Annotated in this window: 13 protein-coding genes; 7 read left to right on the forward strand and 6 right to left on the reverse strand. The window is 66.2% G+C overall.

Features of this window, described 5'->3' with window-relative positions:
* Positions 1-22 precede the first annotated feature (22 nt).
* The gene (pdxR, locus tag MKW15_RS05660; protein ID WP_240856601.1) at positions 23-1,510 is read right to left on the reverse strand and encodes a MocR-like pyridoxine biosynthesis transcription factor PdxR; all 1,488 of its coding nucleotides are present in this window, start codon (positions 1,508-1,510) and stop codon (positions 23-25) included.
* A gap of 73 nt (positions 1,511-1,583) precedes the next feature.
* Here pdxR and MKW15_RS05665 point away from each other — a divergent pair, with 73 nt between their 5' ends.
* On the forward strand, positions 1,584-2,372 hold the full coding sequence (locus MKW15_RS05665; RefSeq protein WP_240856602.1) for an SDR family oxidoreductase: 789 nt from the start codon (positions 1,584-1,586) through the stop codon (positions 2,370-2,372).
* Between the two features lie 73 nt (positions 2,373-2,445).
* Here MKW15_RS05665 and coaA read toward each other — a convergent pair whose 3' ends face one another.
* Positions 2,446-3,387, reverse strand: a complete 942-nt coding sequence (gene coaA / locus MKW15_RS05670; RefSeq protein ID WP_240856603.1) for a type I pantothenate kinase — start codon at positions 3,385-3,387, stop codon at positions 2,446-2,448.
* 95 nt (positions 3,388-3,482) lie between these two features.
* Here coaA and MKW15_RS05675 point away from each other — a divergent pair, with 95 nt between their 5' ends.
* The 4 genes from MKW15_RS05675 (at position 3,483) to MKW15_RS05690 (ending at position 8,577) form a co-directional block, all read left to right on the forward strand.
* Positions 3,483-4,691, forward strand: a complete 1,209-nt coding sequence (locus MKW15_RS05675) for a DUF885 domain-containing protein (protein ID WP_240856604.1) — start codon at positions 3,483-3,485, stop codon at positions 4,689-4,691.
* 10 nt (positions 4,692-4,701) lie between these two features.
* Positions 4,702-6,009 (forward strand): serine hydroxymethyltransferase, encoded by a 1,308-nt coding sequence (glyA, locus tag MKW15_RS05680; protein WP_240856605.1) that lies wholly within the window; start codon positions 4,702-4,704, stop codon positions 6,007-6,009.
* 44 nt (positions 6,010-6,053) lie between these two features.
* On the forward strand, positions 6,054-6,923 hold the full coding sequence (locus MKW15_RS05685) for an acyl-ACP desaturase (protein WP_240856606.1): 870 nt from the start codon (positions 6,054-6,056) through the stop codon (positions 6,921-6,923).
* Positions 6,924-7,266: 343 nt separating this feature from the next.
* Positions 7,267-8,577 carry a PhoH family protein gene (locus MKW15_RS05690; protein WP_240856607.1) on the forward strand — a complete coding sequence of 437 codons (1,311 nt, stop codon included), beginning with the start codon at positions 7,267-7,269 and terminating at the stop codon, positions 8,575-8,577.
* A 112-nt stretch (positions 8,578-8,689) separates the two neighbouring features.
* On the opposite strand, the gene MKW15_RS05695 is transcribed toward MKW15_RS05690, so the two are convergent.
* The gene (locus tag MKW15_RS05695; RefSeq protein ID WP_240856608.1) at positions 8,690-9,502 is read right to left on the reverse strand and encodes a class I SAM-dependent methyltransferase; all 813 of its coding nucleotides are present in this window, start codon (positions 9,500-9,502) and stop codon (positions 8,690-8,692) included.
* Between the two features lie 138 nt (positions 9,503-9,640).
* On the opposite strand from MKW15_RS05695, the gene MKW15_RS05700 reads away from it, so the two are divergent.
* Positions 9,641-10,528 carry a L,D-transpeptidase family protein gene (locus MKW15_RS05700; protein ID WP_240856609.1) on the forward strand — a complete coding sequence of 296 codons (888 nt, stop codon included), beginning with the start codon at positions 9,641-9,643 and terminating at the stop codon, positions 10,526-10,528.
* Between the two features lie 145 nt (positions 10,529-10,673).
* Here MKW15_RS05700 and MKW15_RS05705 read toward each other — a convergent pair whose 3' ends face one another.
* From MKW15_RS05705 to MKW15_RS05715, 3 genes are read right to left on the reverse strand one after another with little or no spacing between them, the layout of a single operon-like run.
* Positions 10,674-11,285 (reverse strand): class I SAM-dependent methyltransferase, encoded by a 612-nt coding sequence (locus MKW15_RS05705; RefSeq protein WP_240856610.1) that lies wholly within the window; start codon positions 11,283-11,285, stop codon positions 10,674-10,676.
* Positions 11,282-11,962 (reverse strand): PIG-L deacetylase family protein, encoded by a 681-nt coding sequence (locus tag MKW15_RS05710; RefSeq protein WP_240856611.1) that lies wholly within the window; start codon positions 11,960-11,962, stop codon positions 11,282-11,284. The genes MKW15_RS05705 and MKW15_RS05710 overlap by 4 nt, the downstream gene beginning before the upstream one ends.
* A 13-nt stretch (positions 11,963-11,975) precedes the next feature.
* Entirely contained in the window at positions 11,976-13,376 is a 1,401-nt protein-coding gene (locus tag MKW15_RS05715) for a class II fumarate hydratase (protein WP_240856612.1), read from the reverse strand.
* 204 nt (positions 13,377-13,580) lie between these two features.
* On the opposite strand from MKW15_RS05715, the gene MKW15_RS05720 reads away from it, so the two are divergent.
* The gene (locus MKW15_RS05720; protein WP_240856613.1) at positions 13,581-14,540 is read left to right on the forward strand and encodes a hypothetical protein; all 960 of its coding nucleotides are present in this window, start codon (positions 13,581-13,583) and stop codon (positions 14,538-14,540) included.
* Positions 14,541-14,570: the final 30 nt, after the last annotated feature.

Below are 14,570 nucleotides of genomic sequence, written 5' to 3' on the forward strand. Positions count from 1 at the left end.
CGAGGGGCCCTCGAACCTCAGCTCAGGGACTGGCTGGGACTGGTCGGATCAGGCGCGTCAACGCATCGAGGCCGGCGTCGAAGGCCGATGCCGCGGGGGTGCCGAAGCCCACGGCGATGCCGCCCTGTGGTAGCGGCTCCGCGTCGGCGTGGCGAAACAGGTCGAGTCCGAACACGGCGATGCCGTCGGCGTGTGCCCGCGCAACCACGGTGGGCTCGTCATCCCGCGGCACCGGAATGAGGACGTGCAATCCTGCTGCGATACCCGGGATCTCGATGCCGATGGACGCCAGTCGATCGGTCAGCTGGTCGCGTCGTCGTCGATGAACCTGTCGGCTTCGTCGGATGTGGCGATCGTAGGTTCCCGACGTGATCATCTCGGCGAGCACGAGTTGATCGACGATGCTCGCGTCGGGCTCGCGGGCGCCCTTGGCCGTGGTCACCGGATCGATCAGGTGCGACGGCAGGACCAGCCACCCGGCTCGCACCGCGGGCGAGAGGCTCTTGGAGACCGACCCGGTGTAGATGACGACGTCAGGAGCCAGGCCCTGTAGGGCGCCGACCGGGTCACGGTCGTACCGGAGTTCGCCGTCGTAGTCGTCTTCGACGATCAGTGCACCGGTGCGTCGCGCCCACTCCACCAACCGCATTCGGCGTTCGGGGTGCAGGGCGACCCCGGTCGGGTATTGATGGCTCGGCGTCACCAGAACGGCGGTGGGGGCCGCGCGCTCCACATCGTCGACCAGCAGTCCGTTGTCGTCGATCCTGATCGGGACGATGTCGGCACCCCCACGCACCAATGCGTCACGGTGGAACGGAAGTCCATAGGCCTCCACGGCCACACGTGGTCCGAGTACGGTGCGCGCCAACAGTTCCAGCGATGCCTGGACGGCGGTCATCAACACGATCGACTCCGCTGTTGTGCGGACCCCGCGAGCGCGAGCGAGATACGTGCGCAGCGCTTCCCGCAGTTCGGGTCGTCCGCCGGGATGAGACGGTGCGAAGGCGCTGTCGGGCGCTCTGGTCAGGGCGTGTCGGGTCGCGTTGATCCAGTCGGCACGCGGAAACAGCCCGGCGTTGGGTTGGCCCATCGAGAAGTCGTGGCGTACCTGGGCCATGGCCTGCGCTTGCGGCGCTCGTGGCTCTACGCCCGGAAGTCCTTCTGCGACAACGCCGGATGCCACTCGTGTGCCCGACCCTCGACGGGCGGTGAGCCATCCCTCGGCGATGAGTTCGGTGTACACGGCGGACACGGTGTTGCGGGCCAACCCCAGGTCCGCGGCCAGGGATCGGTAGGGCGGCAGCAGGGAACCGGGTGGTAACTGCCCGGTCGAGATAGCGTGGCGCAGTGCTGCGGCCAGCGTGTGCCGTCGCTGCGAGCCGCGGCCGCGAGGATTCCCGTCCGGGTCGGGCTGAAGGTCGAGGTACAGGTCGGTTCCCAGGCGACGCGCGACCGAATCCCACGGATCGGTGTCGGGAGAGTTCTCAGAATTGACCCGCATATCTGCCATCGAATTGCACCACCTTTCTGGTGCAATTCTGCCCTACTGTGGACGTTGTCGAACCACCACGAACGGAGATGAGATGAAGGCAGTTGTGTTCGGGGCGACGGGCACGCTCGGCTCGGCGCTCACGCAACGATTGAGCGACAACGGTGTCGACGTGGTGTCGGCGTCGCGGGCATCTGGCGTGGATGCCTATCGCGGAGAAGGATTGGACGCGGCGATTGCGGGAGCAGACGTGGTGGTGGACTGCCTCAACGTCACGACCATGAAGGCGAAAGAGGCTGTCGACTTCTTCACGACCGCTGCGGGCAACGTGGGTCGCGCAGCAGCGGCAGCGGGAGCGCCCGTTGTGTGCCTGTCGATCGTCAACGCGTCCGACCCGGCGGTGAATCGCAAGTTCGGTTACTACCAGGGGAAAGCCGCGCAGGAGGAGGCCTACGCCAGCGTCGTGGCGCCCGAGAACCTGACCATCGTGAAATCGGTGCAATGGTACGAACTCGCCGAACAGTTGCTGGGCATGATGCGGCTCGGGCCGATCGCTGCGGTGCCGCACATGCGCGCTCGGCCGGCCGCCGCCGCCGATGTCGCGTCGGTACTCGCCGACGTCGTCGCGGCAGCGCAGCACAAGCCCGCCGATGGCGTAATCGAGGTGGCCGGTCCGCAGGTTCTCGACCTGGTCGATGTCGCGAAAGCCATTGCGCGACAGAAGGGGTCACCCAAGTGGGTGGTCGGGATCCGCTTCGGTGGTGCCGCCATCCGGGACGGTGGGCTGGTGCCGTCCGCGCCGGACATCGTGACACCGACCGGCCTCGACGACTGGCTGGCCGAAAGATCCGGTCCTGCCGCGACCGTGGAGAACCGGCGATGAGCACCGCCACGCGGCCGGCGACCCGGATGTGGATTCCGCCGGGCTCGACGAGCGTTCGCCGGACCGGCGCGGGTCACAGCTTCCGCAGCCGCACCCGATTGATCGAATGATCGACGTCCTTGCGCAGCACCAGGGATGCCCGGGGTCGGGTCGGGAGGATGTTCTCGATCAGATTGGGGCGGTTGATGGAAAGCCAGAGATCGCGTGCGGCCGCCGTCGCCTGGTCGTCGGTGAGGGACGCGTAGGCGTGGAAATGTGAGTTGGGATCGGCGAACGACGTGGTTCGCATCTTCAGGAATCTCGACACGTACCACTGTTCGATGTCGTCCATCTTGGCGTCGACGTAGATGGAGAAGTCGAACAGGTCCGACACCATCAGCGTGGGACCGGTCTGTAAGACGTTGAGTCCCTCCAGGATCAGGATGTCGGGCTGGCGCACGTAGTGGTAGACGTCGGGCACGATGTCGTAGGCGATGTGGGAATAGACGGGAGCGGTCACCTCGCGTGCGCCGGACTTCACCTCGGTGACGAACCGCAGCAGTGCACGCCGATCGTAGGATTCTGGAAAACCCTTGCGATGCATGATTCCTCGGCGTTCCAGAACCGACGTCGGCAACAGGAAGCCGTCGGTGGTCACCAAGTCCACCTTGGGGTGGGAATCCCATCGGGCGAGCAGGGCGGCGAGGACGCGGGCGGTGGTCGATTTGCCGACCGCCACGCTGCCCGCGATGCCGATCACGAAGGGGACCTGCCGGGAGTGCTGCCGTTCGCCGAGGAACGTCGACGTGGCGGCGAACAACCGCTGCCGGGCGGCGATCTGTAGGTGGATGAGACGCGAGAGCGGTAGATAGACGTCGGCGACCTCGTCGAGGTCGATCTGTTCACCGAGGCCGACGAGTTCGGCGAGCTCGTACTCGTTGAGCACCATCGGCATCGATTGCCGCAGGTCACGCCACTGCTTGCGATCGAGTTCCAGATACAGACTGGGATCGCGATCGGAGGTGTGGCGCGCCATCAGAAGCGACTTCCGGTCACCGTGGGGGGCTCGGACCTGGTCGTCATGCGCTACAGCCTATTAGTGTCACCTCACGGTCGCGTAGCCTGCCTCCCATGTCCTCATTGGTCGCCGACTACCTGCGCTTGGGCCTGGCTTTCGACCGCCTCGAAGAGGGATTCGTCGACGCCTACACCGGCGACCCCGCGATCCTTGCCGAGGTGGCGGGTGCGCCGACGCCCGAGCCTGCGGCGCTGGCACGGCGCGCACGTGACCTGCGTGCTGAGTTGCCCGCCGGCCTCGACTCCGATCGGGCTGCCTTTGTCGGTGCTCATCTGCGGGCGCTCGAGTGCTCGGCTCGCACATTCGCGGGCGAGCAGATCGGGTTCGTCGACGAGGTCCGTGCCTACTTCGACGTCGACATCGCGATGGGCGACGAGGAGACCTACCGTCGCGCACACGTCGAGCTCGGCGAGGCGCTCGGTGTCGCCGATGCCGAGGGCGACCGACTCACCGGCGCGTACACGGCTTATCGCAAGGCCGACGAGATCGGCCCAGAGAAGGTCGACGAGTGCGTGCGGGCGTTCAGCGGAGCGTTGCGGGAGAAGGTGCGTGATGCATATCCGTTGCCGGACAACGAGATCGTCGAGTTCGAGGTGGTCACCGACAAGCCGTGGTCGGGGTTCAACTACTACCTCGGCGACTATCGCTCCCGGGTGGCCATCAATGTCGATCTCACCCAGCACATGTCGAACCTGCCGCACCTGATCGCGCACGAGGCCTATCCCGGCCACCACACCGAGCATTGCCGGAAGGAACAGTTCCTCGTCGAGCAGAGCGGTCAGAACGAGCAGTGCATCTTCCTGGTCAACACACCGCAATGCCTGATGGCCGAGGGCCTCGCCGACCACGCTCTCGGAGCCATCGTCGGTCCGGACTGGGGGATGTGGGCGCAGGAGATCTACGCCGATCTGGGTCTGCGATTCGACGGTGAACGTGCGCAACGGGTTTCGCGGGCAGCGGGCGGCCTGCTCGGGGTTCGGCAGGACGCGGCCCTGCTGCTGCATGATCGGCACGCCGACCACGACAGCGTCGTCGCGTATCTGCGGCGATGGCTGCTCGCCCCCGAGGAACGGGCGCGCCAGATGCTGCGGTTCCTCACTTCACCGCTGTGGCGTGCCTACATCTCCACCTACGTCGAGGGCTATCGGCTGCTCGACCAATGGCTCGACGCCGATCCGGCCGGCGACCGCGCTGCCCGTTTCGGCCGGCTCCTCGACGAACCCCTGATCCCGGCGTCCTTGCGCGCGGAACTGACCCAATAGACTGTCCGGCATGACCGCGAACTCTGAGTCCGTGAACTCCCAATCGCTCGCCGATCTCGACCCCGACGTGGCCGCCGCCATGAACGGTGAGCTGAGTCGCCAGCGCGACACCCTGGAGATGATCGCGTCGGAGAATTTCGTGCCGCGTGCCGTGTTGCAGGCGCAGGGCAGTGTGCTGACCAACAAGTACGCCGAGGGTTACCCGGGTCGCCGCTACTACGGCGGGTGTGAGTACGTCGACGTGGTCGAGGACATCGCCCGCAACCGCGCCAAGGAGCTGTTCGGCGCCGACTTCGCGAATGTGCAGCCGCATTCGGGCGCGCAGGCCAACGCCGCCGTGCTGGCCGCGTTGATGGAACCGGGGGAGACGCTGCTCGGCCTCGACCTCGCGCACGGCGGGCACCTCACCCACGGCATGCGGCTGAACTTCTCGGGCAAGCTCTACGAGAACGCCTTCTACGGCGTCAGCAAAGAGGACTTCCGCGTCGACATGGACGAGGTGCGCAAGATCGCCCTCGACACCCGGCCCAAGGTGATCGTCGCCGGCTGGTCGGCGTATCCGCGCACCCTCGACTTCGAGGCGTTCCGCTCGATCGCCGACGAGGTCGGCGCCTACCTCTGGACCGATATGGCGCACTTCGCCGGACTGGTGGCCGCCGGCCTGCATCCGTCTCCGGTCCCGCACTCCGACGTCGTGTCCTCGACCGTCCACAAGACACTCGGCGGGCCGCGGTCGGGCATCATCCTGGCCAAGCAGGAGTGGGCCAAGAAGCTCAACTCGGCGGTGTTCCCCGGCCAGCAGGGCGGCCCGCTGATGCACGTCATCGCGGCCAAGGCCGTCGCCCTGAAGATCGCCGGCACCGACGAGTTCAAGAAACGTCAGCAGCGCACGCTGTCGGGCGCCAAGATCCTGGCCGAGCGGCTGACCGGTGAGGACGTGTCCAAGGCGGGCGTGTCCGTGCTGACCGGCGGTACCGACGTCCACCTGGTGCTCGTCGACCTGCGCAACAGCTCGCTCGACGGTCAACAGGCCGAGGACCTGCTGCATCAGGTGGGCATCACCGTCAATCGCAACGCGGTGCCGTTCGACCCGCGCCCGCCGATGGTCACCTCGGGTCTGCGCATCGGTACGCCCGCACTCGCCACCCGCGGATTCGGCGACGAACAGTTCACCGAGGTCGCCGACATCATCGCCACCGCGTTGGCAGCAGGGGAGTCGGCGGATGTCGCAACGCTGCGTGGTCGGGTGTCGCAGCTGGCGCTGGACTTCCCGCTCTACGACGGTCTCGAGCAGTGGGGACTGATGAGCGGGTCCTGACCCGGAATTGCTCCCGCCCCGCACGCGTCCGTATCCTTGCACCGATGAACGCCTTGGATGAAGACGACCTGATCATCGCGCTCGAGAAGGCCCTTCCCGAGATCGCGGAAGACCACCAGGCGGCAGCCACGCCGTGGAGCCCGCACGACTGGGTGCCGTGGGACGACGGCCGCAACTTCGCGTTCCTCGGCGGTGACGACTGGGATCCGTCGCAGGCGACGCTGTCCGACGAGGCACGTGCCGGATCGCTGGCCCTGCTGCTGACCAAGGACAACCTGCCGTCCTACCACCGGGTGCTGGCCAAGCATTTCCCGGCGTTCTCGGACTGGCGGCAGCTGGTCGGTGTGTGGACCGCCGAGGACAACCGGCACGCGATCGTGCTGCGCGACTACCTGGTGGTCAAGCGCGCGATCGATCCGGTGGACTCCGAGGAGCGTCGCCGTGAGCACGTGACCAAGGGCTACCGGCAGAACACCGCCGCAGAGGGCGAATTGGGTCCGCTCGACGTCCTGGCCATGATGGCCGTCCACGAGAACCAGTGTGTGCACTTCATCAAGCGGCTCTCCGCTGTCGTCGGCGACGACGTCTACCAGCAGATCCTCACGAAGATCTCCAACGACGACCGCGTGCAGGGCGAGACGTTTGCCGCATTCCTGAATGCCGGACTGGTGGCCGACCAGGACACCACCGTCCTCGCCCTCGACAAGGCGCTCGCCCGCAACGAGGCGATCGGTAGCGACATCGACGATTTCGAGCCCGAATGGGCGCTCATCTCCGACTACGAGAACGCCGACACCAGGCAGGCCACCGCCGCCACGATCGTCGACGCGATCAAGCTGGAGAGCGTGCACGGACTGGGTGACGACGCCGAGGCCGCGCGGCAGCGGATTCTCGCACTCGCCGGCCGCGGGTGAACCTCGACTGAACTACTGAAGCGATTCGGCGCCACCGGGGGCGAAGAAAACCCTGGTGGCGCCGATTTGCGTCCCTGTGAAAAAGATACGTCCGGTTAACGCACAATTCACGCCGACACCCCCGTGTCGGCGCGCCGCGCCGACCGTACGCGCGTACGTTGACGAGTGACGGGCCGCGGGGAAGCGGTTCGTCCGGGAGGTTCAATTCGTGGTTTGCACCAGCAGCACGAGGGGGCCGGCCCCGGTCCTCGTCCACCTCGGCTGACGCCGAGGACCGCAGACACTGGACCGACCGGTCGACCTAACAGGTTTGTGCGGGCGCCGCACAAACGTAGGAGCCCACGTGACCACACGCACCTACGTCCTCGACACCTCCGTCTTGCTGTCCGACCCCTGGGCGGTCATGCGCTTCGCCGAGCACCATGTGGTTCTGCCACTGGTGGTCATCGGCGAACTCGAGGGCAAACGTCACCATCACGAGCTCGGCTGGTTTGCGCGCGAATCCTTGCGCATGCTCGATGACCTGCGATTGGCCCACGGTCGCCTCGATGTCCCGATTCCGATCGGCGACGACGGCGGCACGCTGCAGGTGGAGCTGAACCACACCGATCCCGCGGTGCTGCCGGCCGGTTTCCGTACGGAGACCAACGACTCACGCATTCTGGCGTGTGCGCTCAACCTGCGTGCCGAGGGCCGCGACGTCACGCTGGTCTCCAAGGACACCCCGTTGCGCGTGAAGGCGGGTGCTGTCGGCCTGGCCGCCGACGAGTATCACGCCCAGGACGTGGTGGTCTCCGGTTGGTCGGGCATGACCGAACTCGACGTCAACTCCACGGTGATCGATACGCTGTTCGCCGACGGCGTGGTGGATCTCGATGCCGCACGGGAACTGCCGTGCCACACCGGAATCCGACTTCTCGGACATGGCTCGTCGAGTGCGCTCGGACGGGTGACGGCCGAGAAGCGCGTCCAGCTGGTGCGTGGTGACCGAGAGGCCTTCGGACTGCACGGCCGTTCCGCGGAGCAGCGCGTCGCTCTCGATCTGTTGCTCGACGAGAGTGTGGGCATCGTGTCGCTCGGCGGCAAGGCCGGCACCGGCAAGTCGGCGCTGGCATTGTGCGCGGGACTCGAAGCGGTGCTCGAGCGTCGTACGCAGCGCAAGGTCGTCGTCTTCCGTCCGCTGTATGCGGTCGGCGGCCAGCAACTCGGCTACCTGCCGGGCAGCGAGGCCGACAAGATGGGCCCGTGGGCGCAGGCGGTCTTCGACACCCTCGAAGGCCTTGCGTCTCCCGAGGTCATCGAGGAGGTCCTGGCGCGCGGCATGCTGGAAGTGTTGCCGCTCACGCACATTCGTGGCCGGTCGTTGCACGACTCGTTCGTGATCGTCGACGAGGCGCAGTCGCTGGAACGCAATGTGCTGCTGACGGTCCTGTCGCGCCTGGGTACGGGGTCACGGGTGGTGCTCACCCACGACGTCGCGCAGCGCGACAACCTGCGCGTCGGGCGGCACGACGGTGTGGCCGCCGTGATCGAAAAGCTCAAGGGTCACCCGCTTTTCGCGCATGTCACCCTCACCCGCAGCGAGCGGTCGCCGATCGCGGCGCTGGTCACCGAGATGCTCGAGGAATTTGGGCCGGGCGCACCGGGAGCGTAGCGAGCGGGCGCCATTCAGGCTCAGCGCACCGGGAGCGTAGCGAGCGGGCGCCATTCAGGCTCAGCGCACCGGGAGCGTAGCGAGCGGGCGCGATCGAGCTGAGCCTGCGTGATCAGGCCGGGGTGCATTCGAAGAGGTTGAGCTTGTAGGTGCTCACCATGGGTGTCCACCCGATGGCCTTCAGTCCGTAGCGGTACAACGGGGGCCAGGTACGGGCGACGTCGGGTTGCGGCTGCGCGAAGGTGCGTGATTCGAGTAGCCGCAACCCGCACGACTCGAGAGTGCTCGGGTCGTCGCACACCCATTTCATCCGTGCCGCAACGGCTTTGAACACCGGATTGCGATCCTGCGTGCTCATCATGGCCTTGCCGCCGGTGTCGATGGCGAGTTTGCTGCCGGCGAATGCGCGTGCGATCGAGGACAGGACGGCGGTCACCTCGTCGGCGTCGAAGTAGAGCAGGACCGCTTCGCTGAGCAGGAACACCAGTCCGTCGTTCGCGGATACTGTTGTGTGCCAGTCGGTGTCGAATATGGACCCGGCGAGCATCGTGTACCGGTCGGAGTCGGAGAAGAATTTTCGACGCAGTGCCATGGTGTCGTCGACGTCGAGGTCGAACCAGCGCACGCGTCCGTTGTCGAGTCGTTGGAATCGCGTCGACAGACCGCACCCGAGATCGACGACCCTGCCGTCGGGATGCTCGGCGAGAAAGTCCCGGACGTACTGATCGAAGATCGACGCCCGTGTCACCGAACCGCCGAGCGACGGTCCGCGGAACTTGGCGAAGTCGTAGTCGATGGCGTCGACGAGTTCGGCGGCCTTGCGATCGTGCAGCACGCTGTTCTTCTTGCCGGCGTCGAGCGCCCGACCGTAGAGGGGGATGAGGAGAGTTTCTTGGATGTCGCCGAGTGCGACCGGTTCGCCCATGCCCGACAGCGTACTTAGGGTTACCTAATTCAGCTAGGTCCGCTTGACCCTATCCAAACCGCACCGTGACCGTCGCGTGACTCACGGCCACTTGCGCACTGGCACACTGATGTGGTGCGAAAGTTACTGATGAGGCGAATGAGACTGTTGGTGCTGATGGTGATTGCGGTGCTTGCCGCCTTCGCGGTCGGTGCCGGCCAGTCCGTTGCTGCGCCGGGAACGACGACCACGCCGCCGCCGAGCCCCGGGCCGACCGGGCAGACCCCTGGCCTGGGCATTCCCATTCTCGACGGGCTGCTGAACATGTTGGCCGGTGGGCTCGGATCCACCGAGGGCAACGGCGCGAATGGCGACTCCAACCAGCTGATTGTGGTGAGCGCCCCCAAGGAGGCAGACACGACGGCCACGTTGACCGCCTTCGAACGTGGCTCCGACAAGAGCTGGAAGCCGGTCATCGGCCCGACCAAGGCCTTCCTGGGATCGCTCGGCATGGGAGAGCCCAAGGACAACGTCTACCGGACGCCGAAAGGCAACTTCGCTCTCGACCAGGCATTCGGACGTCAGGTCAACCCCGGCACCAAGATGCCGTACTTCAAGACCGACGCCCAGGACTGGTGGGACTCCAACATGAAGTCGCCGACCTACAACACCCATGTGCGGTCGGTGAACGGGCCGGGCGGCGACAGCGAGAACCTGTACAAGGTCGGCGCGATGTACGACTACGCGGTCAACATCGCACACAACCCGCAGCGGACTCCCGGCAAGGCGTCGGCGATCTTCCTGCACGTCACCGACAATCAGCCGACGATGGGTTGCGTAGCCATTGAACGCGAGATGATGAAGAAGACGCTCGTGTGGCTGGACCCGGCGAAGAAGCCGCGCATCGTCATCGGCGTCAACGAGAAGGCGCCGTCGGGCAATTCGACGACGCCGGCACCCGGTGGCGACCTCCTCACCGGTCTGCTGACCCAGCTGATGAACCTCGTCCCGGCGCTATTGGGAGCCGGAGCGGGCAGTCTCAACTGACCTGCTCCCGCCGGCTGATCACCCCCGCTGCCTGAGGTGCGAGGAGAGCTAGCGACGAGCCTCGAAGGCCTGGTGAGACAACAATGTCCTCTCACCAGGGGCTTCGAGGCTCGCAGGCTCGCACCTCAGCCATCGGTAGGGTGACTCAGGGAGCGGAACTTGGCTTGCGCAGAACGGTGACCGCGAAGTCCGCCTCTGGGTGCCACGCGCGCAGGTCCCAGGTGGCAAACCGATGCTCGACGCGGAGCCCCGCGTCGGCCACTGCCGCGTCGAAATCGGCGAGGGCGAGTGTGCGATTGGTATGGAAGCCGACCACGATGACCCCGTCTGGCGTCAGGTGTCGGGCGAGCGCACGCAGGACGTCGGCTTCGGTGCGGGGAGCGACGAACACCATCACGTTGCCGGCGCAGACGATCGCGTCGAAGGGTTCGGTGATGCCGTGCTCGCCGAGGTCGAGACGGGCGAGATCGGCGACGATCCACTGCGGACCCGGATGGTCTGCTTGGGCGGCCGCGATCAGTTCGGGGTCGACGTCGACACCAACCACCCGATGTCCGGCGTCGTGCAGATACGCGCCCACCCGGCCCGGGCCGCAACCGGCGTCGAGGATGTGCGCGCCTCGCGGCACCATCGCGTCGATCAGTCGGGCCTCCCCGGCGAGATCGGCGCCCTCGGCGGCCATCGTGCGGAATCGGTCGATGTACCACTCGCTGTGGCCGGGTTTGGTGTCGGTGAACCACCGCGGCGTCGACGTCATGGCGCACTCCGCTTGAGTTCGAAACATGCTGCGCGACAACCGCCGAAGTCGTCGCGCACCGGGGTCATCATGTCCACCTGTTGACGAGCTTGATCGATCACAGGGGTGTCCGGGTCGAGCACCGACAGGTACTTCTCATGCGCGGCCAGTGAGGCCACCGCCGCATCGACGTGCTCTCCGACGTCGACGCCGTGCGTCGGATGTGGTCCGTTCTCGAACAGCCATGCGGGCCGCAGCGTGGGATCGAGGGCGTCGTAGGCATCGAGCACGGCGGCCGAGAACTCCATGTGGTCGCGCTGGTTGGGCGCACCCGGAGCCCACTCCGGGCCACCGTACAGCGACAGGATCACTTGCGGTGCAACATCTTCGATGCACTGGGTGATTCGTTGCCGCAACTCGGGGGTGTTGCGGATGTCGCTGTCCGGAAAGCCCCAGAACTCTACGACGCCGACTCCGACGATCGCCGCCGATGCCCGCTGCTCGGCCTCGCGCAGCGGGCCGGCCTCGGCCGGTGGCATGCCCTCGATACCTTGTTCCCCGCTGGACGCGAGGGCATAGACCACGCGTTTGCCCTCCGACGTCCAGCGATCGACGGCCGCGGCCATGCCGTACTCCGGGTCGTCGGGGTGGGCGACGAGGACCAATGCCGTCTGCCAGTCCGTCGGAAAGCTCTCCATTGTGTGGAGTATGTCAGCGTTCGCGGTCGAGGTTGGCCATCTTCAGGACGTCGAGACGCTTGTCGAGTTCTTCCTCGGAGAGCTTCTCGCCGATGAGGCCGCGGTCGATGACGGTCTGGCGGATGGTCTTGCCCTCCTTGAGGGCCTGCTTGGCCACGGCTGCCGCTTCCTCGTAGCCGATCGCGGAGTTCAGCGGCGTGACGATCGACGGTGAACTCTCGGCCAGGGTGCGCAGACGCTCTTCGTTGGCGCCGAGTCCGGTGATGCAGCGGTCGGCGAACAGGCGAGACACGTTGGCCAGCAGCTTGATCGACTCCAGCACGTTGCGCGCCATCATCGGGATGTAGACGTTGAGCTCGAACGCGCCGTTGCCGCCACCCCAGGTGACCGCGGCATCGTTGCCGATGACCTGTGCTGCGACCTGGGTAACGGCTTCGGGGAGAACCGGATTGACCTTGCCTGGCATGATCGACGAGCCAGGCTGCAGGTCGGGCAGGTGGATCTCGCCGAGGCCGGTGAGCGGACCCGAACCCATCCAGCGCACGTCGTTGGCGATCTTGGTGAGGGACACCGCAACGGTTTTCAGCTGTCCGGACAGTTCGACGAGGCCGTCGCGCGCGGCCTGTGCCTCGAAGTTGTCCTTGGCCAACGACAACGCGTCGACGTCGGTCAGCTGGACCAGGGCGGCCACCACCTTGGTGCCGAAGCCGGCCGGTGCGTTGAGGCCGGTGCCGACCGCGGTGCCGCCGATCGGAAGCTCGCCGACGCGCGGCAGGGTCGCGGTGAGCCGCTCGACACCTGCTTCGACCTGGCGGGCGTAGCCACCGAACTCCTGGCCGAGGGTGACCGGCACCGCATCCATGAGGTGTGTGCGGCCGCTCTTGACCACCTCGCGCCATTCGGTTGCCTTGCCCAGCAAAGCAAGTCGGAGGTGATCGAGAGCCGGGATCAAGTCGGTGACGGTCGCCTCGGTCGCCGCGACGTGAGTGGCGGTGGGAAAGGTGTCGTTGGAGGACTGCGACATGTTGACATGGTCGTTGGGGTGGACCTCGACCCCGGCTGCCTTGGCGATCGACGCAATGACCTCGTTGGCGTTCATGTTGGAGCTGGTCCCGGACCCGGTCTGGAACACATCGATCGGGAACTGGTCGTCGTGCTGACCGTCGGCGATCTCCTTGGCCGCGGCGATGATCGCGTCGGCCTTGTCGGCGTCGAGCAAGCCCAGATCCTTGTTCACCTGGGCACAGGCCGCCTTGAGCAAGCCCATCGCCCGGATCTGCGTGCGCTCCAGTGGCCGGTGGCTGATGGGGAAGTTCTCCACTGCACGCTGGGTCTGTGCGCGCCAGAGGGCGTCGACCGGCACTTTGACCTCGCCCATGGTGTCGTGCTCGATGCGGTATTGCTGCTCGGTCATGGTGCGCTGGTCCTCCGAAGGTCGCGAACAAGTAAGGGTCTCCTTATGACCGTACTCCGTGGCATATGGTGACCTGTCAGTGCCGTAGATCTACGCCATCATGTGGCGTGGATCTACGGCACAAGTGATCAGCGGGAACCGAAGTTGTCCACAGATGTCCTCGGAGGGCGCTATTCCGCCGAATGCCCGGCGACACTGTGCGATGTGCCGGCACCGTCGAAACCGCCAGATCGCAAGCGGCTGGAGAACCTGCTCCGTGCGCAGGATGGCGTCATCGCTCGCCGGCAGGTTGCCGAGTGCGGATTCACAGATCCATATATCCGGCGCAAAGTTCGTCGTCGCGAATGGGCACCCGTGTACTCGGGCACATTTGTCAATCACACCGGGCCGATGACCTGGCAGCAGCGGGCGTGGGGTGCGGTGCTCGACGCACACCCGGCCGCGCTCAGTCATGCGTCGGCAATGCGCGATCCCGGTCAGTTCGACGACGGGCTGATCCACATCACGGTCGACCGTCAACGTCGCGTCACCCGACGACCTGGCATCGTCGTCCACTACGGATCACGGCTGGACGAGAAGGTGCTGTGGCACGCGCATCCGCCACGGTTCCGTCCTGAAGAGGCGGTGTTGGACATCGCCGAGGCGGCGTCGTCGGAGTTTCGCGTGATCGCCTGCTTGTCGGACGCAGTGCAGGCACGCAGGACGACCGTCGATCGATTGCTGGCCGCGATGAGCAGACGGCCACGGATGCGCAGGCGTGCGCTCGTGGAGGGGGTACTCGCGGATGTCCGCGACGGGACGTGCTCGGTTCTCGAACACGGTTATGTTCTGAGAGTCGAACGTGCGCATGGTCTTCCGAATCCCCAGCGGCAAGCACCGACAGGCGTTGGACGCCGCGGATTCCGCGACGTCGACTACCCCGAGTGGGGTCTCGTCGTGGAATTGGACGGCCGAGCCGATCACGACGGCCCCGCCGCACGGGACCGCGACTTGGAGCGGGACCTCGATGCGGCCGTGAATGCCGACCGTCTCACCCTGCGGATCGGCTGGGGGCAGGTCTATGACCGCCCGTGTTCGACCGCCCGCAAGGTGGCCCGTGCCCTGAGCAACCGTGGGTGGACAGGTGCAGTAACTCAATGCCCTTCATGCCCTACAGTGCCGTAGATCTCAGTCATCTGATGACTCGGATCTACG

Source organism: Gordonia gummivorans, from assembly GCF_022513585.1.
Taxonomy (GTDB): Bacteria; Actinomycetota; Actinomycetes; order Mycobacteriales; family Mycobacteriaceae; genus Gordonia.